23 protein-coding genes, 3 tRNA genes and 1 pseudogene are annotated in these 26317 nt (G+C 75.8%); 12 read left to right on the top strand and 15 right to left on the bottom strand.

Annotated features, from left to right (window positions below; all coding sequences use genetic code 11):
- Positions 1-12: 12 nt before the first annotated feature.
- The gene (locus ACI79C_RS00135; protein WP_456943583.1) at positions 13-351 is read left to right on the top strand and encodes a hypothetical protein; all 339 of its coding nucleotides are present in this window, start codon (positions 13-15) and stop codon (positions 349-351) included.
- 36 nt (positions 352-387) lie between these two features.
- Here the strand turns inward: ACI79C_RS00135 and ACI79C_RS00130 are convergent, their stop codons facing one another.
- On the bottom strand, positions 388-1068 hold the full coding sequence (locus ACI79C_RS00130) for an AMIN-like domain-containing (lipo)protein (RefSeq protein WP_456943582.1): 681 nt from the start codon (positions 1066-1068) through the stop codon (positions 388-390).
- A 1578-nt stretch (positions 1069-2646) separates the two neighbouring features.
- Here ACI79C_RS00130 and ACI79C_RS00125 point away from each other — a divergent pair.
- From ACI79C_RS00125 to ACI79C_RS00110, 4 genes are all read left to right on the top strand, one after another.
- Positions 2647-2719: transfer RNA gene (locus ACI79C_RS00125), tRNA-Glu, on the top strand.
- A 23-nt stretch (positions 2720-2742) separates the two neighbouring features.
- Positions 2743-2816: transfer RNA gene (locus ACI79C_RS00120), tRNA-Asp, on the top strand.
- A 23-nt stretch (positions 2817-2839) separates the two neighbouring features.
- A tRNA-Phe gene (locus tag ACI79C_RS00115) sits at positions 2840-2913 on the top strand.
- Positions 2914-2964: 51 nt separating this feature from the next.
- Entirely contained in the window at positions 2965-3447 is a 483-nt protein-coding gene (locus ACI79C_RS00110) for an N-acetyltransferase family protein (RefSeq protein ID WP_456943581.1), read from the top strand.
- Here the strand turns inward: ACI79C_RS00110 and ACI79C_RS00105 are convergent.
- The 3 genes from ACI79C_RS00105 to ACI79C_RS00095 form a co-directional block, all read right to left on the bottom strand.
- On the bottom strand, positions 3393-4433 hold the full coding sequence (locus ACI79C_RS00105) for a glycosyltransferase (protein ID WP_456943580.1): 1041 nt from the start codon (positions 4431-4433) through the stop codon (positions 3393-3395). The genes ACI79C_RS00110 and ACI79C_RS00105 overlap by 55 nt on opposite strands.
- A gap of 155 nt (positions 4434-4588) precedes the next feature.
- Entirely contained in the window at positions 4589-6283 is a 1695-nt protein-coding gene (locus ACI79C_RS00100) for an FAD-dependent oxidoreductase (RefSeq protein ID WP_456943579.1), read from the bottom strand.
- The gene (locus ACI79C_RS00095; protein WP_456943578.1) at positions 6280-7161 is read right to left on the bottom strand and encodes a hypothetical protein; all 882 of its coding nucleotides are present in this window, start codon (positions 7159-7161) and stop codon (positions 6280-6282) included. The genes ACI79C_RS00100 and ACI79C_RS00095 overlap by 4 nt, the downstream gene beginning before the upstream one ends.
- Before the next feature lie 167 nt (positions 7162-7328).
- On the opposite strand from ACI79C_RS00095, the gene ACI79C_RS00090 reads away from it, so the two are divergent.
- Positions 7329-9911: an ATP-binding protein gene (locus ACI79C_RS00090; protein ID WP_456943577.1), complete on the top strand. Its 2583-nt coding sequence runs from the start codon at positions 7329-7331 to the stop codon at positions 9909-9911.
- 44 nt (positions 9912-9955) lie between these two features.
- On the opposite strand, the gene ACI79C_RS00085 is transcribed toward ACI79C_RS00090, so the two are convergent.
- Genes ACI79C_RS00085 through ACI79C_RS00075 form a run of 3 tightly spaced genes read right to left on the bottom strand, consistent with a single transcriptional unit; the run spans position 9956 to position 11560 of the window.
- Complete coding sequence (locus ACI79C_RS00085) at positions 9956-10384, bottom strand: VOC family protein (RefSeq protein ID WP_456943576.1); 429 nt, start codon at positions 10382-10384, stop codon at positions 9956-9958.
- Entirely contained in the window at positions 10381-10860 is a 480-nt protein-coding gene (locus tag ACI79C_RS00080; protein ID WP_456943575.1) for a helix-turn-helix domain-containing protein, read from the bottom strand. The genes ACI79C_RS00085 and ACI79C_RS00080 overlap by 4 nt, the downstream gene beginning before the upstream one ends.
- Before the next feature lie 10 nt (positions 10861-10870).
- Positions 10871-11560, bottom strand: a complete 690-nt coding sequence (locus ACI79C_RS00075; protein ID WP_456943574.1) for a phosphodiesterase — start codon at positions 11558-11560, stop codon at positions 10871-10873.
- A gap of 177 nt (positions 11561-11737) precedes the next feature.
- Here ACI79C_RS00075 and ACI79C_RS00070 point away from each other — a divergent pair, with 177 nt between their 5' ends.
- Together ACI79C_RS00070 and ACI79C_RS00065 are read left to right on the top strand one after the other, a co-directional pair.
- Positions 11738-11941, top strand: coding sequence for a hypothetical protein (locus tag ACI79C_RS00070; protein ID WP_456943573.1), 204 nt, complete (start codon positions 11738-11740; stop codon positions 11939-11941).
- Positions 11942-12099: 158 nt separating this feature from the next.
- Entirely contained in the window at positions 12100-14142 is a 2043-nt protein-coding gene (locus ACI79C_RS00065; protein WP_456943572.1) for a transglycosylase domain-containing protein, read from the top strand.
- Between the two features lie 14 nt (positions 14143-14156).
- On the opposite strand, the gene ACI79C_RS00060 is transcribed toward ACI79C_RS00065, so the two are convergent.
- The 3 genes from ACI79C_RS00060 to ACI79C_RS00050 all read right to left on the bottom strand — a co-directional run bounded on the left by ACI79C_RS00060 (position 14157) and on the right by ACI79C_RS00050 (position 18026).
- Positions 14157-15776: a GMC family oxidoreductase gene (locus tag ACI79C_RS00060; RefSeq protein WP_456943571.1), complete on the bottom strand. Its 1620-nt coding sequence runs from the start codon at positions 15774-15776 to the stop codon at positions 14157-14159.
- Between the two features lie 79 nt (positions 15777-15855).
- A complete protein-coding gene (locus tag ACI79C_RS00055; protein WP_456943570.1) occupies positions 15856-17163 on the bottom strand; it encodes a class I adenylate-forming enzyme family protein in 1308 nt (435 codons plus the stop codon).
- Positions 17160-18026, bottom strand: coding sequence for an MBL fold metallo-hydrolase (locus ACI79C_RS00050; RefSeq protein WP_456943569.1), 867 nt, complete (start codon positions 18024-18026; stop codon positions 17160-17162). Before ACI79C_RS00050 ends, ACI79C_RS00055 begins: the two co-directional genes overlap by 4 nt.
- Positions 18027-18085: 59 nt before the next feature.
- Between ACI79C_RS00050 and ACI79C_RS00045 the strand changes: the two genes are divergently transcribed.
- Positions 18086-18625, top strand: coding sequence for a hypothetical protein (locus ACI79C_RS00045; RefSeq protein WP_456943568.1), 540 nt, complete (start codon positions 18086-18088; stop codon positions 18623-18625).
- 33 nt (positions 18626-18658) lie between these two features.
- On the opposite strand, the gene ACI79C_RS00040 is transcribed toward ACI79C_RS00045, so the two are convergent.
- The 4 genes from ACI79C_RS00040 to ACI79C_RS00025 all read right to left on the bottom strand — a co-directional run bounded on the left by ACI79C_RS00040 (position 18659) and on the right by ACI79C_RS00025 (position 23012).
- Positions 18659-19945 (bottom strand): M23 family metallopeptidase, encoded by a 1287-nt coding sequence (locus tag ACI79C_RS00040; RefSeq protein ID WP_456943567.1) that lies wholly within the window; start codon positions 19943-19945, stop codon positions 18659-18661.
- A 222-nt stretch (positions 19946-20167) separates the two neighbouring features.
- Positions 20168-20971 carry an ATP-binding cassette domain-containing protein gene (locus tag ACI79C_RS00035; protein ID WP_456943566.1) on the bottom strand — a complete coding sequence of 268 codons (804 nt, stop codon included), beginning with the start codon at positions 20969-20971 and terminating at the stop codon, positions 20168-20170.
- An 11-nt stretch (positions 20972-20982) separates the two neighbouring features.
- Positions 20983-21918, bottom strand: coding sequence for an ABC transporter permease (locus tag ACI79C_RS00030; RefSeq protein WP_456943565.1), 936 nt, complete (start codon positions 21916-21918; stop codon positions 20983-20985).
- Positions 21919-22028: 110 nt separating this feature from the next.
- A complete protein-coding gene (locus tag ACI79C_RS00025) occupies positions 22029-23012 on the bottom strand; it encodes a sugar ABC transporter substrate-binding protein (RefSeq protein ID WP_456943564.1) in 984 nt (327 codons plus the stop codon).
- Between the two features lie 129 nt (positions 23013-23141).
- Between ACI79C_RS00025 and ACI79C_RS00020 the strand changes: the two genes are divergently transcribed.
- Complete coding sequence (locus ACI79C_RS00020; RefSeq protein WP_456943563.1) at positions 23142-24212, top strand: Glu/Leu/Phe/Val family dehydrogenase; 1071 nt, start codon at positions 23142-23144, stop codon at positions 24210-24212.
- Positions 24213-24402: 190 nt separating this feature from the next.
- On the opposite strand, the gene ACI79C_RS00015 is transcribed toward ACI79C_RS00020, so the two are convergent.
- Positions 24403-25179 (bottom strand): GAF and ANTAR domain-containing protein, encoded by a 777-nt coding sequence (locus ACI79C_RS00015; RefSeq protein ID WP_456943562.1) that lies wholly within the window; start codon positions 25177-25179, stop codon positions 24403-24405.
- 222 nt (positions 25180-25401) lie between these two features.
- On the opposite strand from ACI79C_RS00015, the gene ACI79C_RS00010 reads away from it, so the two are divergent.
- Positions 25402-25725 (top strand): hypothetical protein, encoded by a 324-nt coding sequence (locus tag ACI79C_RS00010; protein ID WP_456943561.1) that lies wholly within the window; start codon positions 25402-25404, stop codon positions 25723-25725.
- Positions 25726-26125: 400 nt separating this feature from the next.
- Positions 26126-26317, top strand: a pseudogene (locus tag ACI79C_RS00005) (valine dehydrogenase); the annotation flags it as partial.

The following is a 26317-nucleotide window of genomic DNA, read 5'->3' as shown; positions in this document are numbered from 1 at the left end:
TACCCTCAGCACATGTCCGCGACGACCACGACCCGCGCCGCCCGCCTCGCCACCGGCACCCTCGCCGGCGCGCTGGCCCTGCTGCCGCTCGCCGGTTGCTCGTTCAGCTCGGAGAACTTCTCCTGCAGCGGCTCCTCCTGCTCGGTCACGCTCTCCGGGAGCGGCTCCGAGGTGGAGATCCTGGGCACGAACCTGGCCTTCGGTGGCGTCCAGGACGGCCGGGCCTCGCTGAGCGTCGGCAACGCCAGCGTGTCCTGCGCGCAGGGCGAGACCGTGAGCGCCGGCCCGCTGACGCTGGAGTGCACCACCGTCGAGTCGGACTCGGTGGAGCTGACCGCCTCCCTCGGCTGACCTCCCTCGGCTGACCTCCTCCCTCGGCTGGCCGCCTCAGCCGGCGTCGCGGAGGTCCACCACGACCCGCGTGGGGCTGTCGAGCGCGTAGACCCGGAACGGCGCCTGCGCGGTCGTGCCGATGAAGGCCACCGACGTGCCCTCGAAGGTGGCGTCCCAGGCGACCTCGGTGACCACCTGGGTGCCGCTCCCGGGCAGCGGGTCCGGGCCGGTCCACTCCTCGACGCCGGTGTCGTAGGGATAGCCCATGCCGGTGAGCGTGACCTGCAGGACGGCCTCCCCCTCGAGCTCGACCGGTGCACCGCTGCCCTGGGAACTGGCCTCGTCGACGTACCGCACGTCCCAGCCGGGGGTTCCGGTGCCACCGACCTCGAAGACCACGCGGTCGAAGCCGTCCTGACGGCCGGTGCGGATCTCGCTCACGGTCCCGCGCGCGTCGGCCGACGGGTCCTGCGTGTCCGGTTCGGTGTTGGCGGGGAACTGAGGAGCGTCGGAGGAGGCGTCCTCGTCCGTCGCGTCCTCGTCCGTTGCGTCCTCCCCGCCCGTCTCGTCCTCGGGAGCCGTGGTCGCGGTCGCGGTGGACGCGGTCACCGACGAGGTGGCGGCGGCCGGCGAGCCGGACGTCGACGAGCCGCCCTGCTCCTCTGCGCACCCGGCGAGCAGGGTGACGGCGAGCAGCAGCGGCGGACAGAGGAGAGCGGTGGCACGGCGAGTCACGCTCCGAGCGTGTCAGCCTCCGGGCCCGCTGCGCGGCAGCCCACTGCCCGTGTCGCGCCGTCGGGTCAGAAGGGTGGGGGGTCGTCGGCGGGGTCGGGTGCCGGGGGTGGTTGCGGGGTTTCGGTGGGGGTCCGGCGAGCACGCGGGGGCCGGTGAGGGGCAGGGCCGGTCGCAGGCCGGGGGGCCGGCTGGTCCGGGTGATGCCGCTGGGGGTGGTGACGGTCAGGGTGCCGTCGGCGGTGAGGGCATGGGTCCAGCCGCGGGCGTGGGTCTTGAGCCGGTGGTGGCGCCGGCACAGGCGGCACAGGTCCGCGCAGCTGGTCTGGCCGCCGTGGGCGTGCCGGAGCAGGTGGTCCAGCTCGGCCCAGCCGGCCCGATGGGCGCAGCCGGGATGGGCGCAGGTGCGGTCGCGGGTGCTCACCCACAGCCGCTGGGCGGCGGTGGGCCGATAGGCGCCGGTGACCGGGGGGCGGTCGAGCACCGCGCACCCGCAGCCGGGATCGCCGGGATGCCGCGGGCAGCCGCGGCGCAGGACCTGGTCGGCCTGGCCGGCCGGGGGTGGTGGCCCGCAGCGCGCCGCCGGGGTCGGTGAGGGCCAGGGTGAGGATGCCTCCGGCCGGTGCCTGCAGCCCGCCGGGGCAGACCGCGTCGAGCTGGATCAGCGGCTCGCGCAGGTGCGCGGCGGTGATCGGCTGCCCGTCCACCTCCCCGACCGGCGCGGGCACCGCCCCCGGGAACCGCTGCGGGGTGAGCGCGTTCAGCGGGGCGGTGATGGTCAGGTGCGCGGCCACCGGCTCCCGCTGGGCATCCCAGGGCCGCAGCACCAGATCGGCCAGCGCGCCGACGCGCAGCACGCCCAGCGGCCGCTCGTCCCCGGCCCTGGCCGCGGCCCGGGTCAGCCCGTCGAGGGTCTGCCGGCAGGCGGCGGCCAGCTCGTGCGGCATGGTGGCCACCGGCTCCGAGATCCCATCACCGACCGGGCGCACTCCGACGTTGGCGCCGCGGGCGGCGTCGGCGCGGCGGGACTCGGCCGCGGCGGCGTCGCGGGCGGCCAGCTCCGCGGCCACGACCGCCTCGAGCCGGCGGATGGACAGCTCCGCGGCGCGGGGCAGCACCGCGGCCTCCACCGCGGCCACGATCCGCGGATCGGTGGCGCGGGCCTTCCAGTCCAGCTCGGTCGCGATCGCCCGCGCCCGCGCCCGCGCCCGCGGCCAGTCCAGCCGAGCCTGGGAGCCCCCGGTCCGCAGCGCCGTCGGCCAGCATCAGGCCTGGGCAGACAGCACCGGCGGACTCCCGTGCACGCCGACGGCGGCAGGGCCGGCATCGTGCAGCATGACGCCGACCGGGGACCCAGGCTGCGTGAGGCTGGGCACACACGGGAGGAGCCGGGACGGGCGCCGCCGCGGGTGGCGACCGGGGACGCGGGCCAGGCCCACTGCGCGTGACCTGCACCGACACCGCCCCGGCCGCGCCCCGCGCGCCGGCCGGCCGGTCAGGAGGAGTGACCCGCCGGGGGCACCCCCTGTCAGAGCCGCCCGCAGGAGCATGTATCGTTCTCGCTGCCCCCGGCGAACACGAGCCCCCATCGTCTAGCGGTCCAGGACGCCGCCCTTTCAAGGCGGTAGCACGGGTTCGAACCCCGTTGGGGGCACGCACCACCAGCAGTACGAGCAAGGCCCTGTAGCGCAGTTGGTTAGCGCGCCGCCCTGTCACGGCGGAGGTCGCGGGTTCGAGTCCCGTCAGGGTCGCTCTCCGGTGGAGACACCGGGAGGGGCAGGTAGCTCAGTCGGTACGAGCGCTCGCCTGAAAAGCGAGAGGTCGGCGGTTCGACCCCGCCCCTGCCCACACCACTTCCCCCCGCGCCGAGCCCGCCCCAGGGTCGGGCAGACTGCCGCGGTGAGCTCGCTCCCCACCACCGTCCCCGTGGGGTCCCGCACGCTCGGCCTCCGCCGGGCGACCGCGGACGACGTCCCGGCGCTGGTCGCCCTCCTCACCGACGACCCGCTCGGCCGCGACCGCGAGGCTCCCGACCTCGCCCCCTACCGGCAGGCCTTCGCCGCCGTGGACGCCGATCCCGCGCACCTGCTGGTCGCCGTCACCGACGGGCCCGACGTCGTCGGCACCGCTCAGCTGACCGTCCTGCCGGGCCTCTCCCGCGGCGGCACGACCCGTCTGCAGGTCGAGGGGGTGCGCGTCCGCGCCGACCGCCGCGGCGCCGGGGTGGGCGCCGCGCTCTTCGGGTGGGTGGTCGAGGAGGGGCGCCGGCGCGGCTGCGGCCTCCTGCAGCTCACCACGGACGCCGTCCGCGCGGACGCGCACCGCTTCTACGAGCGGCTCGGGTTCGTCGCCTCCCACGTGGGGTTCAAGCGGCCGCTCTGACGGCCGCGGTCGCCGACCACCTGCGCGTACACCTGGGCGTGCACCTCCTGGACGGCGGCCCGCTGCTCGGCCCGCCAGGCCCGGTCGGCCGGTCGCGGCGCCGGCCGGGTCAGCGCCGCCGCGACGGCCGCGTCCAGCGACACCGGGTCGAAGCCCTGCTCCTCGTCGTTGCCGTAGGTGACCACGTCGGACCACTGGTCGGCGAACCAGCCGCAGCTGGGCGCGATCACGCGGGTGCCGACGTCCCGGCAGACCTCCAGGTCCGTCGAGTGCGTGCCGCAGCGCTCGGGGAGCACGACCGCGTGCAGCTCCTGGAGCTGGGCCACCCAGGCCTCGGCCTTCCGCGGCAGGTACTCCAGGGTGTCACCGGCCGCGGGCACCGGTGGCGGCTCGACGCCGTCGTCGAGGAACACCCGCAGCCGCCCGCCCCCGTTGACCGCCCCCGACAGCGCCGCGCGCACCATCCCGGCAGGGTCGGGCAGCGCGGGCCCGTAGCAGCGCAGCGGCAGCCCCACCAGGCCGCGCTCGGCGCCCAGCCCCGGGACCGGGGTCGCCACGGAGGGGTGCGCCACGACGATCGCCGTCCGGCCGTACCGCTCGGCGATCTCGTCCGCGGCGCCCGGGGTGAGGGTGAGCACCACCTCCGCCGTCGCCAGCAGCGCCGCCAGGTGGGCGTCGTGCCGCCGCGGGGAGGCCTGCGCGGGGTCGCGCAGCTGGTGCACCGTGGCGACCAGCGGCACCCCGCTGCGGCGCAGCGTCTCGGTCCAGCTGACCATCTCGTCCTCGGGCAGGTGACCGAAGCCGCCGTGCACGTGGACGACGTCGACCTCGGCGGCGTGGGCCGCCAGGTAGGCCGGGTCCAGCCACGGGCTCGGGTCGTGCGCCGGCCCCACGCGCACGGTCCCGGAGGGGAGGACGGCGTCGACGTAGGCGTCGGTGTGGGGAACGGTCACCACCCGGATCCCGTGCCTCTGCTCGGCGCTCACGACGTGCTGCTCCTCTTGCGGCCGCGCACTGCGACGGCAGGGGCGGGTGGTCGGGACTCTGATCCGGTTCGGCTACCCATGATCGGGGCGACGAACCTGTGACATCACCCTCGGTGCGCGGGTACACCCGAAGGAGTCAGGAGAGCCGCGCGGGCTCAGCGCGCCGCGGGCACCCGCAGGGAGGCCAGGTGCGTGTGCACGTGCGTGATCGCCAGGGCGCCCTCCCCCACCGCCGAGGCGACCCGCTTCACCGACCCCGAGCGGACGTCACCCGCGGCGAAGACGCCCGGGGTGCTGGTCTCCAGCAGCGCCGGCGGACGCTCCAGCGGCTCGAAGAGGGCCGCGTCCGAGGCGCGCAGCGCGGGACCGGTGAGCAGGAAGCCCCAGCGGTCCCGGGCCAGCGTGCCGGCCAGCCAGTCGGTGCGCGGCTCGCTGCCGATGAGCAGGAACAGCACGCCGCTCTCGACCGTCTCCGCCCCGGAGTCGAGGTCCTGGACGACGAAGGACTCGAGGAACTCGGTGCCGGTGCCGCCCACGACCTGCACCCGGGGCCGGATGTCGACGTTCGGCAACGCCTCCAGCTCACGGATCAGGTAGTCCGACATCGTCTCGGCCAGCCCCGACCGCCGGACCAGCACCGTCACCCGGTCGGCGAAGCGGGACAGGTACACCGCCGCCTGCCCGGCCGAGTTGCCCCCACCGACGACGAAGACGTGCCGGCCCCGCATCGCCGGCGCCTCGCTCACCGCCGCGCCGTAGAAGACGCCCCGCCCGACCAGCGCCTCCAGGTCCGGGACGCCGATCCGCCGCCAGCTCGCGCCCAGGGCCAGGATGACCGTCTTCGCGTGCACCGACGTCCCGTCGCTGAGGTCGAGCACGTGCAGCCCGTCCCGGGTCCGCAGCCCCTGTGCGAACCGCATGAAGTGGAAGGTGCTGCCGAAGGCCCAGGCCTGCTGGTAGGAGCTGAACGCGAGCCGGTTGCCGCTGATGCCGGTCGGGAAGCCGGGGTAGTTGCGGATCAGCGAGCTGGTCCCCGCCTGCCCGCCGACCGCCTCGGCCTCCAGCACCAGCGTGGACAGGCCCTCGGACGCGGCGTACACGCTGGCGCCCAGGCCCGCGGGGCCCGCCCCCACGACGACCACGTCCCAGACGACCTCGGGGTCCAGCGGCTGGAACAGCCCGAAGGCCTCGGCCAGCTGCAGGTCGGTCGGGTCCTGGAGCACCGTCCGCTCCGGCTGGAAGCGCAGCACGAGCACCGGCAGCCGCGGCTCGTCCAGCTCCAGGCCGGCCAGGAGGTCGCGCCCCTCGGGGCTGTCGGCCTCGTAGAACCCGGTCGGGATGCGGTTGCGGGTGAGCTGGTCGCGCAGGTGCTGGGCACGCGGGGACCACCGGTCCCCGATCATCCGCACCGCCTCCCGGCCGCCGTTGTGGCGGTTCGCCCACTCGTCGAGCACCTCGGTGATGGCGCAGTGGAACTCCTCGTCGACCTGCTCCTCGGGCGCGTAGACCCACCGGTCGAGCTGGCCGAGGGTCAGCGCCTCGAAGATCGGGCGCGCGGTCTCCCAGGCCCCCCACCGGATCAGCGCCACGGCCAGCGCGCCGGGGTGCCGGGCGTGCAGCGACCGCAGCACCGCGAGCCCGTCCGGGTCCTCCGTGCCCAGGCCGCCGAGGAGCGCGGCCACCGGTGGGTCGCCCCACGCCGCCAGGGCGACCGGCACCTCGTCGGCGGAGACGCAGGCGATCACCACGTAGTCGCCCCCGTAGCGCCGCTTGAGCTCGCGGACCGTGGCCAGCCGCGGCTTCTCGTCCCGGCAGACGACGACGAGCGCCCCCGGGTACTGCTCGATCACGCCGGCCCCGATCCCGGTCGCGGCGCCAGCCGCCAGCCCGCGGCGCCCGTGCCGACCACCGCGACCACCAGGAGGGTGAAGACCCAGGCCGCGGGCTGGTCCCACCGGACGGTGCCGGGGAACCGCACCACCGCCACCGCCACGAGGACGCCGAAGACGGTGTAGGCGATCGCCGCCGTCCGCAGCCGTTCCAGGTCCCCCGCGACCGCGGCCAGCGCCGTCGCCAGGCCGAAGGCGACCAGCCAGGCGGCCACCACGCGGCCGGTCAGCGGGGTCAGCGGCCACGGCCAGAGGGCGCCCGCCGTCGCCGGCGCCACGAACAGCGCCGCCCCCACGACCGTCAACGCCGCCGACTCCACCCCCAGCAACCCGCGCAGCAGCCGCGGCACGGGGGAGCGCGCCGGCGGGTCGGTCCCCGGCGCCCGCTCCTGCGGCGCCAGCAGCGCCAGCATCGCCAGCGGGACGACGACGTAGACGCCGAGCCAGAACCAGGCCGCCGCGCGCGCGAGGAACGGCAGGCCCGCGAACTCCGCGGCGAGGTGGAACCGGTCGAGGTGCAGCAGCGTCGCGGCCAGGGTGGCCACGACGAACACGAGGATCGTCAGCAGCGGCACCCGGGTGCGCGCCCACACGCCGTCGCGCAGCGACAGCACGACCAGCACGCACCCGGCGGCGTAGCCCGCGCCGAGGAAGGCGGCGGTCAGGGGTGGCTGGATGGTCCAGGCGAACGTCCGGTCGGTCTGGTCGGCCAGGACGTAGAGCGCGCCCACCGCCAGGGCCGTGAGCACGGCGAAGGCGGCCAGGAGCACCCGCATCCCCGGCAGCAGCCGGCGGGGCGGTGCGGCGGGTGGTGCGGCGTGGGTGGCAGAGGCGTCCACCGGACCTCCGTGCGCCTCGGTCCCCGTGCGCGGGCTGTCGGACAGGGGCATCGAACCACCGGTCGTCCTGCACTGTCACGGCCTTTCCGGGCACCCGGGGCCTCCCTAGACTCCGGGCACGGGGCCGCACCTGCGGCGCCCCGGCGGCGCCCGTCCGGGAGGTGGCCGTGGCCGGACCGGAACCGGCGACCGACGGCGCCCCTCCCGCGATCGCGACCCCCGACCGGCGGCTCAAGGTGTTCGTCTCCTCCACCATGGAGGAGCTCGCCGCCGAACGGCGCGCCGTCCGCGAGGCCATCACCGCGATGCGGCTCACCCCGGTGCTCTTCGAGCTCGGCGCCCGCCCCCACCCGCCACGCGACCTCTACCGCGCCTACCTGGCGCAGAGCGACGTCTTCGTCGGGGTCTACGGCGAGCGCTACGGCTGGATCGCGCCGGGGATGGCCGTCTCGGGCCTGGAGGACGAGTTCCAGCTCTCCGCCGGCAAGCCGCGGCTGATCTACGTCCGCCGCACCGCCCCCGGCCGGGACCCACGGCTGACCGAGCTGATCACCCGCATCCAGGCCGGGGGCGGGGCGTCCACCGTCTTCTACGACGACCCCGTGCAGCTCGGCGAGCTGGTGGCCGACGACCTCGCCGTCCTGCTCAGCGAGCGGTTCGGCGCGCCCGCCGCACCCCCGCCCGGGCTGTCCGCCGGCTGGCTGCCGACCCCCGCGACGCCGATGGTGGACCGGGGAGCCGAGCAGGACCTGGTCACCGGCCTGCTCGCCGACCCCGCGGTGCGCCTGGTGACCCTGACCGGGCCCGGGGGGACCGGCAAGACCCGGCTCGCCCTCGCCGTGGCCGAGCAGCTGGTGCCGCGGCGGGACGGCGTCTGGTGGATCGACCTCGCCCCGCTGCGCGACCCCGCCGAGGTGCCCGTCGCGGTCGCCGCCACGCTCGGGGTGACCGCCGAGGGCCGTCGTCCGCTGCTGGACCTGGTGGCCGAGCGGCTGGCCGGGCTGCACGCGCTGCTCGTGGTCGACAACGCCGAGCAGGTGCTCCGCGCGGCACCCTCCGCCGCCGCGCTGCTCGCCCGCTGCCCCAACACCCAGCTGCTGGTGACCAGCCGCTCGGTGCTCGGGCTGCGCGGGGAGCACGACGTCCCGCTCACCCCCCTGGCCGTCCCGGAGCCCGGCGAGACCCGCGCGGACCGCGTGGGAGCGGCCCCGGCGGTCGAGCTGTTCGTGGCCCGGGCGCGGCGGGCCGACCCCTCCTTCGCGGTGACCGACGCGACGGCCTCGGCGGTCGCCGAGGTCGTCCGCCGGCTCGACGGGTTGCCGCTGGCGGTGGAGCTGGCCGCCGCGCGGGTGCGCACCCTGCCGCCGGCGGCGCTCCTCCGGCGGCTGGGACGGGCGCTGGACCTGCGGGGTCCCGACGTCGACGCCCCCGGCCGGCAGCGCACGCTGCGGGACACCATCGCCTGGAGCCATGACCTGCTCCGTGAGCCCGAGCGGGCCCTGTTGGCCCGGCTGTCGGTCTGCGCCGGCGGCTGGACGATCGACACCGCCGAGGCCGTCGGCGCCGCGGACGACGACCTCGACGTCCTCGAGGCGCTCTCGTCGCTGGTGGCCCACAGCCTGGTGAGCTCCAGCGACACCGGCGCCGGGGAGCCCCGTTTCCGCATGCTGACGCTGGTGCGGGCCTTCGCCGCCGAGCGGCTGCGCGAGCGCGGCGAGGAGGAGGCCACCCGGCTCCGGCTGGCCGAGCACCTGGCCGGGGTGAGCGCCGCCGCCGGTCCCGGGCTCGCCGGCCCCGAGCGCGGGGCGTGGCTGGCCCGGCTGGAGGCGGAGGCCGCCGACATGCAGGCGGCGCTGCGCTGGGCGGTCACCACCGACCGCGCCGAGCTCGCCGTCCGGCTCGCCGCTCCGCTGGCCCGCTGGTGGTGGGCCCGCGGCCTGCTCGCCACCATGGCCGACCTCGCCGAGCGCACCGCCGAGCTGCCCTCCGCGGCGCGGCTGCCGCCCGAGCTCGCCGGCCAGCTGCTCTGGGCCCGGGGCGCCACCCGGGTGGCGCTGGGCCGGACCGCCGAGGCCCGGCCGCTGCTGCAGCGCCTGGTGGCCGATGCACGCGCGAGGAAGGACCCCTGGCTGCTCGGACACGGGCTCAACGGCTTGGCCATGACCCTGCCAGCGGGAGACCCGGGCCTGGCACCGACCCTGGACGCCGCCGTGGACGCGCTGCGGGCCAGCGGGGACACCTGGTCGGTGGCCTTCGCCCAGGTGTTCCGCGGGGCGGTCGCGGTGCTCGCCGAGAAGCCGGCGGAGGCCGCGCGGATCCACCGCGAGGCCCTGGACCTGGCCCGCTCGCTGGGCGACGAGCACCTCGCCGCCACCCTGGCCGACCAGCTCGCGCTCGACGCGCTGCTCGCCGGCGACGCGGGCGAGGCCCGGACGCTCCTGGCCGAGGCCGCCGCCCTGCACCGGCAGCTGCGTGACCTGGAGGGGCTGGCCTACTGCCTCGACGGGCTCTCCGCCCTGGCGCTCGCCCGCGGGGACGCCGGCCGGGCCGCCCGGCTGTCCGGGGCGGCCGAGGCGGTCCGGACCGAGCTCGGGGTGGCCGTCTGGCCGCCGCTGCGACCACTGGCCGAGCGGCTGGACGAGGGGATCCGCGCCGTCCTCGGGCCCGCGGAGGACCGCCGGCTGCGGGCCGCCGGGGCGGCCACCGACCCCTGGACGGCGCTCGACGAGGGCCTGGCGGCACTCGGCTGAGGCCGGGACGCCGCCTCCTCCGTGGTCGCGGGGAGGGGTCCTCCTCAGCCGAAGTCGGCGGGTGTGAACTCCCGCCGCTCGACCAGCACCAGCCAGTTGCCCGAGTCGTCCCGCATGACCGCCTCGACGCCGTAGGGCCGCTCGGCCGGCTCCTGCAGGAAGGTCACGCCCTTCGCCGACAGCTCCTCGAAGGTCTTCCGGCAGTCGTCGACGGCGAGCCCGAGCCCGCCCATCGACCCCTTCTCGAGCTGCCCCCGCACGAAGTCCGCGGCAGCGTCGTCCAGGGGCGGACCCGGCGTCATCAGGGTCACCTCGAGCTCGGGTTGGCTGGGGTGCGCGATGGTCACCCACCGGAAGCCCTCGCCCATCGTGATGTCGGTGCGCGGCTCGAAGCCGAGGACGTCGACGTAGAAGTCGCGGGCCGCGCTCTGGTCCAGGCAGTAGACCGTGACCAGCGAGATGTTGGTGATCATGGCGTCGACCGTACGGACCGATCGCCCCGCTGGCTTCTCCCGGATTGCTCGGTGCCGGTCGTCCCGCCGAGGTCGACGACGCCGCGCATGAACAGGTGGCAGCCGGGGACGTGCGCTCCGCCCCGCGCGGCCCACCGGTCGCGGTAGGCCACCGGCGACTCCCCCACCAGCCGCCGGAAGCGGGAGGAGAACGAGCCGAGGCTGGCGAAGCCGACGGCCGTGCAGACCTCGGTCACCGTCAGGTTGGCCGACCGCAGCAGGTCCTGGGCGCGCTCGATCCGGCGGCGGGTGAGGTACCGGATCGGCGTCTCGCCGTAGGCGGCCTCGAAGGAGCGGACGAAGTGGTACTTCGAGACCCCGGCCACCCGCGCGATCCGCTCCAGGTCGAGGTCCTCGGCGAAGTGCCGGTCGACGTGGTCCCGCGCGCGGCGCAGGTGGACCCGGAGCGCGGGAGAGCCCGCACGAGCCGCCGTCACCGCCCGGACCCTACGACCGGCCACGCGCCTCCTGCGCCGCCGCGTACGCCGGGGCGCGGAACCGCGCCATCGGCCCGTCCGGGACCAGCCCCGGCGGCGGGTGGCGGACGGCGTCGAAGCGCAGGTCCGGGTCGAACTCGTCGACCGGGTCCAGCAGCCGCAACCGGCCGAAGGGCCGCCAGTCCCCGCTCCCCCGCGCGGCCACCAGGGTGAACGCCGGACGGCGGACCGCGACGGCCGCCGCCAGCGGGTCCGGGTCCGACGGCAGCGGCCCGGTGCCCGGCTCCGGCAGCGCCGCCAGCAGCACGGTCCCGGCGTCGGAGCGGTAGCCCATGATCGAGGAGTAGACCGTCGCGGCGTCCCGCCGGGGCACGGTCACCCGCCGCGTCAGCCGGCCGCGGCCGGTGCTCGACAGCAACAGGTCCACCGGCCCCCCGGCAGCCGGTACCCGCACGGCGAGGCCCAGCAGGTCCGGCAGCGGGGCGGGCAGCCCGGCGCCCCGGGACAACCGCACCAGCACCTGGTCCTCGGCTCGGGCCGCCAGCCAGGGCACCCCCCAGCCGGCCGGGCCGCCGGACCGCTCGAGGACGGCGTCGACGACCACGCCACGGGGGTGCATGGGCTTGCCCGTCCGCAGCCGGGCGAGGACAGCGAGGGGGACCGCGACCGCGCGGCCGGCGAGAAGGGGCAGGTCGGGCACGCGTCCTCCAGTCGACGTCATCGCCCCTGCCCCTACCCGCGGACCGCGGACTCCGCGCATCCATCGACGGACGGCGTGCTCGCGCGTCGTCAACCGGCACATCCTGTGCAATCCGGGCCGGATGTCCGTGGTCATTCGCCGTGTGGGCCGGACCGGTCCGGCGCCTACGTTCAGTACATGCTCACGACGCTCCTGGTGATCGGCGGTGTCCTCGTGGGGCTCGTCGCCCTGCTGGCCCTCATCGTCGGCCTGAGCGGCCGGCCCGCCGCCCGGCGCAGCGTCCCCTCCGGGAGCGGCGCACCCGGCTGGGTCGCCGACACCGGGCGCCGCCACCCCGACGCCTGGTCGGCACCCACGTCGGAGATCCCCACCGCTCGCTGACGGGCCCCTCGACCCGGCGTCCCGGCGGCTGCGGGCAGCGCGCCGCCGGGACGCTCCGGCCCCGCACCTGATCGACTTCTTCGGAACGCCGCCGTGCGCGATGATCGGACCGCGTCGACCCGCTCACTCCGGGTGGGTCGCCGACGGCGAGGTCACACATGCAGAGGTCGGTCGGTGCACGCCCCCACCCGCGGCTGCGGGCCCTCGGCCTGCTGCTCCTCGTCCTGCCACTGACCGGGGCCCTGGTGGCCGCCGTCCTGCTGCCGTGGGTGGTCGGACCGGGGATGGCCGCGAGCTCCTCGGCGAACCTGCTGGCCCCCCTGCCGGTCGAGCTGACCGACGCCACACCCCCGGGCAACACCGTCGTCCTGGCCGCGGACGGCTCGGTGGTCACGTACTTCTACCGGAACAACCGCACGCCGGTCGGGCCCGACCAGGTCGCCGACGTCATGGAGCAGGCGCTGGTCGACATCGAGGACTCGCGTTTCCACGAGCACAACGGCATCGACGTCGAGGGGACGCTGCGCGCCCTGGTCCGCAACGCCACCGCCGGCTCGGTGCAGGAGGGCGGGTCGACCATCACCCAGCAGCTGGTCAAGCAGACCCTGCTGCAGGCCGCGGTCACCCCCGAGGACCGGCAGGCGGCCACCGAGCAGACGGTGGGCCGCAAGCTGCGCGAGGCCCGGCTGGCGCTGGCCTTGGAGGAGACCTATGACAAGCAGGAGATCCTCAACCGCTACCTGAACATCGTCTACTTCGGCGAGGGCGCCTACGGCATCCAGGCCGCGGCCCAGGCCTACTTCGGGGTGGACGCCGCCGACCTGACCCTGCCGCAGGCGGCCATGCTGGCCGGGCTCGTGCAGAACCCCGCGACCGACAGCCCGCTGGCCGACCCGGAGCAGGGCCGGGAGCGGCGCAACCAGGTGCTCGAGCGCATGCACGACCTCGGGCACATCAGCGGCCAGGAGCTCGCCGACGTGTCCGCCCAGCCGGTGGAGACCAAGCCCGCCCCCGCCCCGCCCAACGGCTGCGTCGACGCGGTCGTCGGCGGGTTCTTCTGCGACTTCCTGCAGCGCCACCTGACCGAGACCCTCGGCATCTCCCAGGAGCGGCTGGAGGACGGCGGGCTGACCATCCGCACCACGCTGCGGCCGGACATCCAGCGGTCCGGGGACGCCTCGGTGCTGGCCGCCAAGCCCATGGGCGACCCGATCGCCGCGATCTTCACCGCGGTCGAGCCGGGCACCGGGCACGTGCAGGCGATGAGCGTCAACCGGGTCTTCGGCTACGACGCGAACGACCCCGCACAGGAGTCGGTGAACCTCAGCGTGGCCGCCAGCCAGGGCGCGGGCTCCACCTACAAGGTGTTCGTCGCCGCCGCGGCCCTGGAGCGCGGGTTCCCGCCGTCCCACGTCATCACGACGAGCAACCCGTACGTGTCCAGCGTGTACCGCAACAACCAGGCGCCGTACGTGGTCGAGAACGCCAGCCCCAACTTCCCCCCGACCCTGAGCATGACCGAGGCGCTGATCCGCTCCTCCAACACCTACTTCGTCGCCCTCCAGGACCAGCTGGGGAGCGTGGAGGGGCCGGTGCGGATGGCCCAGCGGATGGGGCTGTTCTCGCTGGACCCGGTGGCCGACGAGATCATCGCCAGGGAGCGCGGCTCCTTCACCCTCGGTGCCGAGGCGACCAGCCCACTCGCGCTGGCCAGCGCCTACTCCACGCTGGGCGCGAACGGCACCCAGTGCGACCCCACTCCGGTCACCGAGATCCTGGACCGGGACGGGCAGCCCCTCACCCGGGACGACGGGTCGCCGGTGCCCACCGGCGACTCCTGCACCCCCGAGGCCGTGCCCCCGGCGGTCGCGACCACGCTGAACCAGATCCTGGTCGGCGACACCGCGCTGCCCATCGGCACCGGCACCCGCGCCGCCATCCCCGGTCACCAGGTGGCCGCCAAGACCGGCACCAGCCAGGACCGCTTCTCGGTCGCCTTCGTCGGCTACACCCCGCAGTACGCGGCCAGCGTCATGCTGCTCAACCCGAAGCAGAACCAGGACGTCGGCGGGTTCGGCGGCGGTCTGGCGGCGCCGGTCTGGCACGCCGCGATGCTGCCGATCCTGTCCGCCCAGCCGCCCGCCCTCTTCCCGCCGCCGGGCATCCCGCTGGGGCCGCCGCCCCCGCCCCCGCCGGCCTGAGACGGGGGGCCGGGTCACGCGCCGGTCATCAGCTCCGCAGCACGCTCGCCGAGCATCACCGCGGTCGCGGCCGGCCCGCGCGAGGTCACCCGCGGCATGACCGAGGTGTCGACGACCCGCAGCCCCTCGACCCCGCGGACCCGCAGGTGCTGGTCGACCACCGCGCCCGGGTCGGCCTCGGGCCCCATCCGCGCCGTCCCGGCCAGGTGCACCGCGGTGGCCAGGTGCCGGCGGACCCATCGGTCCAGCGCGCGGTCGTCGGCCAGGACGTCGTCGGGCAGGCCGGTCCGCTCGGCGACCAGCGGCGCCAGGGACGGTGTGCGCAGCAGCTCGGCCGCCAGCCGCACCGCCTGCCGCATCCGCCGGCGGTCGGACTCCTCGCTCAGGTACCGGTACTCGACCCGCGGCTGGACGTGCGGGTCGGCCGAGGTCAGCGACAGCCGGCCGCGGCTGTCCTCGGCCTGCAGCCCCACCCCGACGAACAGGTCGTCCCGGCGGCGGGCGGTGTCGACCAGCCGGTGCAGGGACGCCCCGCGCAGCGCGCGCAGGGTGGCCCGCGGACGGCGCAGCGCGCCGGCGACCCCCGTGGCGGTGCGGCTGACCATCACCCGGCTGAACGGCGTGAGCCACGGGAGCACCTCGAGGTCCCCCGCGGTGGCCGACCCGTCGGCGGTCGTGTGGAGGACGCCGTGCAGCGGGTGCAGGCCGCGCGGCATGGGCAGCCGGCGGGCGGGCCGGTAGGTGACGTACAGGTCGGGGTGGTCGGTGGAGTCCGCGCCCACGCCCGGGACGTCGGCCACCACGTCGATGCCCAGCGCCCGCAGCGCGTCGGCCGGTCCGATGCCGGAGAGCATCAGCAGCTGCGGTGAGCCGACGGCACCGGCGCTCAGCACCACCTCCCCGGCCCGGACCACCCCGTCCTCGGTGGCCACGCCGACCGCGCGGCCGCGCTCGACCAGCACCCGCCGCACGTGCACACCTCCGCGGACGGCGAGCCCCGGGTGCCCCCGCCGCGGGGACAGGTACGCCATGGCCGTGTTGATCCGCACGCCGCGGTCGACGTTGAGCGGCACCGGGCCGTAGCCGGGCGGGCCGTCGCCGTTCTTGTCCGGCTCGGCGGGGAAGCCGAGGTCCGCGGCGGCGCCCGCGAAGGCGTCGGCCAGCGGGTGCCCGCCGGCGGGCCGGCGCACCGGCACCGGCCCGCCGCGGCCGTGCCCGGGGCGGTCGCCGCAGTCGCGGTCGTCCTCCAGCCGCACGAACGCGGGCAGGACGGCGTCGGCGGACCACAGGTCGTTGCCGGCGGCCGCCCAGCCGTCGAAGTCGGTCCGCGTGCCGCGGATGAAGTAGCCGCCGTTGAGCGCGCTGGACCCACCCACGACCCGGCCGCGGGGCACGGGGAACGTGACGTCCTCGGTGAGGATCCCGGTCAGGTCCCAGTTCGCCGGGTGCCCGGGCACCGCGGCGCCCATGGTCGCGGCGTCGCGCAGCTCCGGCGGGAAGTCCTCGGGCCGGGCGTGGTCGGCGCCGGCCTCGAGCACCAGCACCCGCCGCCCGGCGTCGGCCAGCCGGGCGGCCAGCGGCGCGCCCGACGTCCCCGCGCCCACGACCACGACGTCCCACTCCGGCGGCATCATGGGCCCGACTCCGCGCCTCGATCCGCTCCTCGCTCGCCGGCGCTCGCTGCGATGCTCCCTCGGCTGTCGTCGGGCGGGGTCACAGCCCCAGGACCCCCGGCAGGTCCAGCCGGCGCACCTTGCCGGTGGAGGTCCGGGGCAGCTCGGCCACCCGGTGCAGGCTCTTGGGCCGCTTGGCCGGGGCGAGCCGCTCGCGGGCCCAGCCGGCGAGCTCCGCGGGATCGGCGCTGCCCACGTACGCGGCCACGACCCGCTGCCCCCACTGCTCGTCGGGCACCCCGACCACGGCGCTCTCCACCACTCCGGGGTGGGCGTCGAGGACCGCCTCCACCTCGGCCGGGTAGACGTTCACCCCGCCGGAGATCACCAGGTCCTCGCGGCGGCCGTCGAGCCACACGGTGCCGTCGCCGTCGACCCGGCCCAGGTCGCCGACGGTGACCCGGTCCCCCCGCCAGGCCGCGGCGGTCTTGTCCGGCGCGCGCCAGTACTCGAACCGCGCCCACCGCGGCACCGCGCACCACAGCTGGCCGCGCTCGTCGGTCTCCAGCGCCCGCCCCGGCCGCGCCCGGCCGACGCTGCCCGGGGCGGCCAGCCAGTCCTCCGGTGAGCAGACCGTGAACTGCGCCTCGGTGGAGCCGTAGAACTCCCACACGCTGCCCTCGGGCAGCGCCGCCAGGACCGCCCTCTTGAGCGGCTCGGGGCAGGGCGCCCCGGCGTGCACCAGCCGCCGGAACGACGACCAGTCCACGTCGTCGCGCGCGGTCAGCCGCTGCAGGTGGGTCGGCACGCAGAACGTCGTCGTCGGCCGCAGCGTGCTGATGACCCGCGCGGCCCGGGCGGCGTCGAAGGGGCCGGGCAGCAGCACCTGACCGCCGGCCAGCAGCGTGGAGACGGCGAAGCGCAGCGGCGCGGAGTGGTGCAGCGGGGAGAGCACCAGGTGCCGGTCGCCCGGCCCGAAGCCCCACAGGTCGATCTCCTCGCCGGCCAGCGCGCGGGCGTCGTCCTCGGCCAGCACCCCCGACCACACGCCCTTGCGCCGGCCGGTGGTGCCCGACGTGTAGTGCATGGGCCGGGCCAGCGGGACCTCGGCGAGCTCGGCCTCCCCACTGCCGGTCATCAGCCGCGCAGGGTCGCTGCCGACGTCGAGGGCGGGGTCGGCGTCCTCGGCGAGCGCGGCCCGCTCGGACGGGGGCAGGGCGGGGTCGAGGACGACGGGGACGACGCCGGTGCGCAGCGCCCCGAGCACCACCGCGAGCAGCGCCGGCGAGGACGCCGCCGAGACGAGCAGCCGGTCACCGGCCCGCAGCCCCGCGGCCCGCAGCGCCGCCGCCGCCCGCCGCTGGTCGCGCTCGCTGTCGGCGGCGGTCACCAGCGGCACGGCGCTCACGGCAACCGCACCCGGTCGCCGTCGACCGCCACGTGGCCCTCGGCGGCGAGCTTGGCCAGCGTCGCCCGGGTCGACTGCGCGGCGGCCGGCCACACCTCCCGGGGCACCTCGGCGTAGACGTCGGCCACGAGCTCGTCCACCGTCCCGGCGCCGCGCACCATCGCGGCGAGCAGCTGGCCCTCCCGGAACCTGCGGTGGGCGAGGTAGAAGTCGAGCACCGCGCCCGGGTCCTCGGTCAACTCCGGCCCGTGGCCGCAGTACAGCGCGCTCGGGCCCAGGTCGTGCACCCGCCGCAGCGACTCCAGGTAGGCCAGGACGTCGCCCTCCGGGTGGGTCACCACCGACGTGCCGCGGCCGAGCACGTGGTCGCCGACGAGCACCGCCCCTGAGTCCAGCCGGAACGCCAGGTGGTCGCCGGTGTGCCCCGGGGTGGGGACGACGGCGACCGTCGTCCCGGCCAGCGGCAGCTGCTCCCCGGGCGTCAGGACCCGCCCCGAGGGCCCGGCGACGCGGGCGTCGGCGGCCGCCACCTGCGCGCCGAAGCGCTCCCCCCACGGCAGCGCGGCCTCGGCGTGGTCGCCGTGGTGGTGGGTGACGAGGACGGCGACGCAGCGGGCGTCCCGCGCCGCCAGCGCCGCCTCGACCGCGGCCAGGTGCGCCGGGTCGTCGGGGCCGGGGTCGACGAGGACGGCCTGCCCGCTGCCGGGTGCGCCCACCAGGTAGGTGTTGGTGCCGTCGAGGGTCATCGGCGAGGGGTTGGGCGCCAGCACGCGGGTGACGAGCGGCTCGAGCTCCGCCGTGCGCGGCATGGCGCCCGGCGCCGGGAGGTCCCACGTCGCACGCGGGTCGGCCGGGGTGTGCACGCCCGGCACGCTAGCCGTGCCCGCCCGGCCCGGCGCGACCGGCGGCTAGCGTTCCGGCCATGCGTCCCCCCGCCGCCCTGTTCCGCTCGGCCGTCGCGACGGCCGCGACCCTCGTCCTGCTCACCGCCTGCGGGAGCTCCGGGGACGACGAGCCGGCCGCCCCGTCGAGCCCGGCCGCGTCGGGCTCGACCAGCGCCCCCGCCGAGCCGGGGCCCAGCGGGACCGCGACGCCCGACCCCGCCGCCGCGGAGTTCTGCGACCGGGTGGAGTCGGTGTTCGCCCAGGTCGCCGCGGCGCTCCAGGGCGTGACCCCGGACCAGGTCCCCGGCCTGCTGCCCGACGTCGTCGCCGGGTTCGACGCCGTGCAGCCACCGGCGGAGATCGCCGGCGACTGGCAGGCCGTGGCCGACGGGCTGCGCTCGCTGCAGGACACCGCCGCGTCCCTCGACCTGTCCACGCCCGAGGGCCAGCAGCAGTTCACCGCGGCCGAGGCGCAGGTGGCCCAGCAGCTGGCCCCCGCGCAGGCCAGCGTCGCGGGCTACGTGGAGGCCACCTGCGGCCTCGGCGGGTCCACGGTCACCCCCGCGCCGGCCAGCTGAGCGAGGACCCCGTCCCGAGGACGGAGCGGCCGGTCAGCAGCCGCTGATCGAGACCCCGCGGGCGCGCATCCACGGCACCGGGTCGACCTGGCTGCCGTACATGGCGCCGCTGGGGTGGACCTCGAAGTGCAGGTGCGGGCCGGTGGACTGGCCGCGGTTGCCGACCTCGGCGATCTCCTCACCGGCGACCACGCGCTCGCCGGCGCTGACGAAGTAGCGGTTGACGTGGCCGTAGACGGTGACCGCGCCGTCGTCCCCGCGGATGTAGACCGCGTAGCCGAAGCCGGTCGCGGTGCCGGCGCGCTGCACGACGCCGGAGTGGGCCGCGTAGACCGGGGTGCCGATGGGCGCGGCCATGTCCACGCCGCCGTGCAGGGCGCCCCAGCGCCAGCCGAAGCAGCTCGAAGTGCGGCCGGACGTCGGCTTCACGTACGGGCCCGAGCCGCCCGAGGAGCCCCCGCCCCCGGAGGAGCTGCTGGCCTGCTGGCGCGCCTCGGCGGCCTGCGCGGCGGCCTCCTGCTCGGCACGGCGGGCGGCGTCGGCCGCGGCGGCCTCCTCGGCCGCCTTCTGGGCCTGCCACTGCTGGTAGGCGTCCCGGGCTCCCTGCAGCTCAAGGAGGCGGATCTGGGCGGCCTGCAGCTGCCGGTCGTACTCGGCCTTCTGCGCGGAGACCTGGGCGTAGGCGTTCTGCTGGGCGGCCAGCTGGTCGTCGGCGGTGGCCTTGGCGGCGGCGGCGACCTCCTCGAGCTCGGCCATCCGGTCGCGCGCGGCGCGGGCCTCGGAGTCGGCGTTGGCCTGCCGCACCTTCGCGACCTCGAGCTGGCCGAGGACGTCGAGCTGGTTCTCCGAGACGTAGTCGAGCATCGCGGCCCGCTCGATCAGCTCGGCCGGGCCGTCGGCGTCGAGCAGGACCGCCGCACCGGAGAGCGTGCTGCCGCTCATGTAGCTGTCGCGGGAGAAGCCGGCGATGCGGGACTCGGCCGCGGCGACGGCGTCCGCGGCCTCCTGCAGCGCCGCTGCCGTGCGCTCGGCCTCCTCCTGGGCCTGGGTCAGGGCCTCCTCCGCGGCGAGGTAGGCGGCACCGGCGGCCTCGGCCTGGACCGCGTAGCGCTCCAGCTCCGCCTCGGCCTCGGCGACCAGCCCGGCGATGCGGCCCACCTCGGCGGCGGCGGCGTCCTGCTCGGACTGCGCGGCGCCGAGCTCGGCGTCGGTGGGGTTGGGCGGCGGCTCGGGCGCGGCTGCGGCAGGGCCGGCGCCGCCCAGCAGCACCGCGCCGGCCACCGCACCGGCCAGCAGCACCCGCACGGCACCGGCCCGCACCCGCGGGCGGTGCGCCGGCGCCCCGGTCGCGCACCGGCGAGGACGGCTGTGCAGCACTGGCGCTCCCTGGGGAAGAGGGGTGCGGAGGAACCGGGGCAGCGTCGCAGCGCCGCAGGCGACGACAAAGGCAACACGCGGCACAGTCGTCACACCGTGCTCGCGGAGCACCGGTTCCTCTCCTGTCCCTCTTGTTCTCGTCACCCGTCGGGGTGACCTTGAGGGCTAGCCGCGACCTTTCTGCGGGTCCGCCCGCTCCAGCTGGGTCGTCAGCTCCTCGAGCTCCGCGCCGCCGGCCATCATCCGGGTGATCTCCTCGACGCTGACCTCGCCTCTCGCGTAGTCGCCGAGGCTGTGCCCCCGGCCCAGGAGGAGGAAGCGGTCGCCCACCGGGTACGCGTGGTGGGGGTTGTGGGTGATGAAGACCACGCCGACCCCGCGGTCGCGCGCCTGCGCGATGTAGCGCAGGACGATGCCCGCCTGCTTCACGCCGAGGGCCGACGTCGGCTCGTCGAGGATGAGCACCCGGGCCCCGAAGTGGACCGCCCGGGCGATGGCGACCGACTGTCGCTCACCGCCGGAGAGCGTGCCGACCGGCTGGTCCGGGTCGCGGATGTCGATCCCCATCGCGAGCAGCTCCCGCCGGGTGACCTCCTTGGCGCGCGCGGAGTCGAAGCGGCGGAACGGGCCCCAGCCCCTCGTCGGCTCGGCGCCCAGGAAGAAGTTCCGCCAGATGGCCATCAGCGGGATCATCGCCAGGTCCTGGTAGACGGTGGCGATCCCCGCGTCGAGGGCGTCGCGCGGCGCGGCGAACGACACCGGCCGTCCGTCGAGGCGCACCTCCCCCCGGTCGGGCCGGTGCACCCCGGCCAGGATCTTGATCAGCGTGGACTTGCCGGCGCCGTTGTCGCCGAGCACGCAGGTCACCTCGCCGGCGCGGACGGTGGTGCTCACGCCGTCCAGGGCGATGACCGAGCCGAAGTCCTTGCCGACGTCCCGCAGCTCCAGCAGTGCTGGCCCCTCACCCACCCCCGTCCCGGTCACCGCCGCGCCGCCTCGGCGTAGCGGCGGACCAGCCGGTTGGCCAGGACGGCGAGCAGCAGCATCACCCCGAGGAAGAAGTAGAACCAGTCGGCGTCCCAGCGCAGGTAGACGATGCCGAGCTGGGTCATGCCGAAGATGAGCGCCCCCAGCGAAGCGCCGACCGCCGAGCCGAAGCCGCCGGTGAGCAGGCAGCCGCCGATGACGGCGGCGACGATGTAGATCAGCTCCTGGCCGATGCCGGTGTTGGCCTGCACCGAGGTGAGCCGGATCGCGGTGGTGGTGCCGACGAACCAGGCGGCCCCCGCGGTGGTCATGAACAGCGTGATCGTCGTCCGCCGGGCCGGGACGCCGACGTTGCGCGCCGCCACGTCGTCGCCCCCGGTGGCGAACACCCAGTTGCCGAACCGGGTGCGCAGCAGCACCCACGTGGCCAGCGCCGTGAACAGCACCCACCACAGGATCGCCACCCGGAACTCCACCCCGGCGATCTGCATCCGGGAGGCGAAGACCCACTCGGCGCTGCCGTAGCCGGGAGCGCCGGCGATGCCGCCGGCGGTCACCGTGCCGGTGAACAGCTTGGTCAGGCCCAGGTTGAGGCCCTGGAGCATGAGGAAGGTGCCCAGCGTGATGATGAAGCTGGGCAGGCCGGTGCGGGTGACCAGCCAGCCGTTGAGGAACCCGACGGCCAGGGCCAGCACCAGCGCGACGGCGATCGCCACCCAGATGTGCTGGCCGAGCTCGGTGGCGACGATGCCGACGGTCAGCGCGGTGGTCCCGGTCATCACGCCGGCCGACAGGTCGAAGTGCCCGCCGATCATGAGCAGCGCGACGGCGACGGCCATGATGCCCAGCGTCGAGGCCGGGTCCAGCCAGTTGGCCACCCCGCCGGGGGACCGGAACACCGGCGACTGCACCGCGAAGAACGCGAACACGAAGACGGCGCCGATGAGGGCACCGAGCTCGGGCTTGACCAGCAGCCGGCGCAGCGGGCCGACGGCGGCGACGCGCTCGTCGGCCCGCTGGGCGGGCGCCGTGGCGGCGCTCAGCGCGTGCCGGCCGTGGCCAGGTCGGCGATCGCGTCGACGTTGGACTCGTCGACGATGGCCGGCCCGGTCAGGACCGGCTGCCCACCCCCGACGGTGTTCAGGTTCTCCGCGTAGAGCTTGAGCATCACGATCGGCAGGTAGCCCTGCTCGTACTGCTGCTGGTCGACGGCGAAGGAGACCTCGCCGGCCTGGATGCCGCTGATGACGTCCTGGTTGAGGTCGAAGGTGGCGACCTGCGCCTGCGAACCGGCGTCCGAGACGGCGGCCACGGCCACCGCGGCGACGGCCGAGTTCAGCGCGAGGACGCCGTCGATGCTCGGGTCGCTCTGCAGCTGGGAGGTGATCGTCGACTGCGCCGTCTGCAGGTCGTTGATGTCCACCTGCAGCGGGGTCAGCGGCGCACCCAGCCCCTCCGCCGCGCCCGCGCAGCGCTGCTCGAGCCCGATGTTGCCGGCCTCGTGCACGACGCACAGCACGTTGCGCCGCCCGTCGGCGGCCAGCCGCTGGCCGGCCCCCTGCCCGGCGATCGCCTCGTCCTGCCCGACGTGGCCGATGGCGCCGAACTCGGCCGAGCGGTCCCCGCCGGAGTTGATGGTCACCACCGGGATGCCCGCCGCGACGGCGGCCTCGACGGAGTCCTGCAGCGCGTCCGGGTTGGCCATCGAGACCACGATCCCGTCGACGTCCTGGTTGACCGCGGCGTCGATGAGCTGCGACTGGCGCTGCGGGTCACCGTCGCTCTGGTAGTCCACCGACACCCCGAGGTCCTCCCCCGCGGCCTCGGCGCCGTTCTGCACGACGTCCCAGAAGGCGTCGCCCGCCGACCCGTGGGTGACCACCGCGAAGGACAGGTCGCCTCCGCCTCCGCCTCCGGTCCCGCCGCCGCTGCCGCCGTCGTCGCCCCCGCCCCCGGTCGTGCAGGCGGAGAGCACCAGCGGCGCGGCCACCACGAACGCCAGCAGTCGCTTGGGTGCAGCCATGGGTCCGTCGTCCTCCGGTCGCCGTGCGGGTGTCGCCCCAGGATCATGCCCGGCTCCCCGGGCGCGCGCGGCGTGAGCCCACCTCCGGGACCCCGGTCGGGCGGACGCCGGCGTTCTACGCTCGCCACCGTGGACGTTCTCGGCTCCGGTCACGAACAGGTCGTCTTCTGCTCCGACCCGGGCTCGGGGCTGCGGGCGGTCATCGCGATCTACTCGACGGCGCTGGGGCCCGCGCTGGGCGGCACGCGGTTCTACCCCTACCCCAGCGAGGAGGCCGCCGTGGCCGACGCGCTGGCCCTGTCCAAGGCCATGGCCTACAAGAACAGCCTGGCCGGCCTGGACCTCGGCGGCGGCAAGGCGGTCATCATCGGCGACCCGCACCGGGACAAGACCGAGGCCCTGCTGCGCGCCTACGGCCGGTTCGTCGAGTCCCTCGGCGGCCGGTACCTGACCGCGTGCGACGTCGGCACCTACAACGCCGACCTCGACGTGGTGGCCCGGGAGACCCGGTACGCGCACGGCCGGTCGGAGGCCCACGGCGGCTGTGGCGACTCCTCGGTGCTCACCGCCTACGGCGTGTTCCAGGGCATGCGGGCCGCCGCCCAGCACCGCTGGGGCAAGCCCTCCCTCGCGGGACGCACCGTGGCCGTCGCGGGTGTCGGCAAGGTCGGCAGCTGGCTGGTCGACCGGCTCGTCGAGGACGGCGCCGACGTGGTCGTGACCGACGTCGACGCGCGGGCGGTGGAGCGGGTGCTCGCCCGCCACCCCGGGGTGGACGCGGTCGCCGACACCGCGACGCTGGTCCGCACCTCCGCCGACGTCTACGCCCCCTGCGCCCTGGGCGGCGCCCTCGACGACGAGACGGTGTCGGTGCTGGAGGCCGAGATCGTGTGCGGCGGGGCCAACAACCAGCTGGCGCACGACGGGATCGCCGAGCAACTGGTGCGCCGCGGCATCCTCTACGCCCCCGACTACCTGGTGAACGCCGGCGGGGTGATCCAGGTCGAGGACGAGCGCCACGGGTTCTCCTTCGCCCGCGCCGAGGCCAAGGCCGCCGGGATCTTCGACGTCGCGCTGCGGGTCTTCCGGGCGGCGGAGGAGCAGGGCGTCTCCCCGGCGGTGGCGGCCGACCGGCTGGCCGAGGAGCGGATGGCCGACGTCGGCCGGCTCCGGGCCATCCGACTGTCGCGTGACTGGTGAGCGGGCGCCTCGACACGGACGTTCCGCGGACGCTCACGCCGCTCCACTCGCGGTCGACCTCCACCGGAGAACAGCGTGGTGACGCTGACCCTCAGGGTCACGTCACAGGCTCGGACCCATGGGGACAGGTGACCCGAGCGCCATCGCCGTCAGGCCGGACGGCAGCGATCTCCAGTCCCGGACTGGACGGTCACCCGCGTGGCTGTGGGGGCCGGTCGAGGGCGGTGAGTGCGGTGTCAGGATGCTGCCCGCTCCGGCGGTGGACTGGGCGATCGCGTGGGTCCGTGGGGATGGCGCCGGTGGTGGTGATCTCGTCGGCGATGTCCCTGAGCTTGCGGTTGGTGGCCGAGGAGATGCTTGCGAGCACGGCGAAGGCCCGCTCGGGTGTGAGCTTGTACCGCTCCATGAGGATGCCCTTGGCCTGACCGATCCGGTCGCGGCTGCGCAGCGCCGCCTCCAGGTGCTCCTCGCGTTCGGCGGCGGCCAACGCGAGCGCGGCATGAACGGCGAAGATCCGTGCGATGGCCTCGGAGTCGGCGTCGAAGGCGTTCGGGGTGCTGGCGTAGAGATTCAGCGCGCCGAGCGTCGCATCCGCGGTGTCGTGAAGCCGCACGGTCAACATGCTGCCCACCCCACCCTCGCTCGCGACGGCGGCGAAGCGGGGCCAGCGGTCCTCGGTGGCCACGTCCGGGGCGTGCACCGTCTCGTGCTCGCGGATCGCCGAGTAGCACGGGCCCTGCCCGAGTTGGTCCTGCAGCCTGTCCAGGGCCCTGGGTCGCTCCCCGGTGGGCGCCTGGGCCTCGATCCTGGAGCGGCCGACCACGAAGCTGATGCCGGCGTCCTCGGCGCCGGGCACGGCCTCCACGGCGGCGGCGGTGATCGCCTCCAGCGTCGTCTGCACCGGCGGATGCCGCCCGGTGCGCAGCTGGGCGGCGAGGTCGCACATGACCTGGGCGAGATCGACCATCGGACACCTCCGAGGCCCCCGCTCCCACTGACGACAAGCCGACGGTGGCACGTGACCCCCCGGACAGCAACGGGCCTTGCGGCACTGGCCATTGCGGCAATGGTCCTTGCTGCAACGGACCTTGCGCGCCAACTATCCTGGGGTGCGAGCACCGAGCAGCGGCGTGGCCTCCAACCGACAGGAGACACAGTGCGGCGGCCAGACCCCTCGGAGGATCCGGCGATGACGGCGCTGGACGAGGTGTGCGCCACCGCGCGCCAGATGATCACCAATGGCGAGCAGATCCTCGAGCGCGCGGCCTACATCCGGGACCAGCGAGCAGCCGGCGCCTCCTATCGGGAGATCGTGCCGACTGAGCCGCGCCCGCTGATCGTGGAACTGATCAGCGACACCCTGTCCCAGCTCGCCGACGCGGGGAGTCGCTGGCGACGCGCCGAGGCCCGCGCGCTCCACGGTGAGGGTCTGACCATGGACGTGATCGCCCGGCTGTTCGGCGTCACTCGCCAGCGCGTCTCCTCCCTGCTCAAGGGCCCCCTCGACCGCTGATCCGGCACGGCGAGCGAAGCCGCCTCCGGCACTGCCGGCACAGGTCGGGAGACTCCGCGCGAACGCCGACATGCTGACCCGAGGCTGTCCGGGTCCCGCTTCAGCGTCCGAGCGGCGGTGGAGTCCTGTGCACCGCAGCACCCGGGGCTACTGTGTGAGGCAGGTCACCGGGGCAGGCGCCGTTCCCTCCGGCGGCCGAGGTTCCGCTGGTTGAACAGTGGCCAGTGGGGCCGTCTCCCCCGAACCGTTCGGTCGGATCCTGGAGCGGCGCCCCGAGCAGTCGATGACCACGAGTCTTCTCGGAACAGGCCCGGGGTCCGACGCAGCGGAGGCGGTCACCACCGTCAGCGCCCCTACACCGACATGACCTGGCAGCTCGCCCCGGCGCCCGGAGCTCGCTGTGCGCGACCAGCAGGTGAAGCACCAGTTGCACGGGTCCTCCTCCGTCCGCGCCGAGGCCGAGGCCGCCGGGATCTTCGACGTCGCGCTGCGGGTCTTCCGGGCGGCGGAGGAGCAGGGCGTCTCCCCGGCGGTGGCGGCCGACCGGCTGGCCGAGGAGCGGATGGCCGCCATCGACCGGCTGGCGACGATC

Source organism: Geodermatophilus sp. SYSU D00697, from assembly GCF_054050175.1.
The sequence above is the reverse complement of the archived record's forward strand: the minus strand, read 5'-3'. Positions and strand labels throughout refer to the sequence as shown.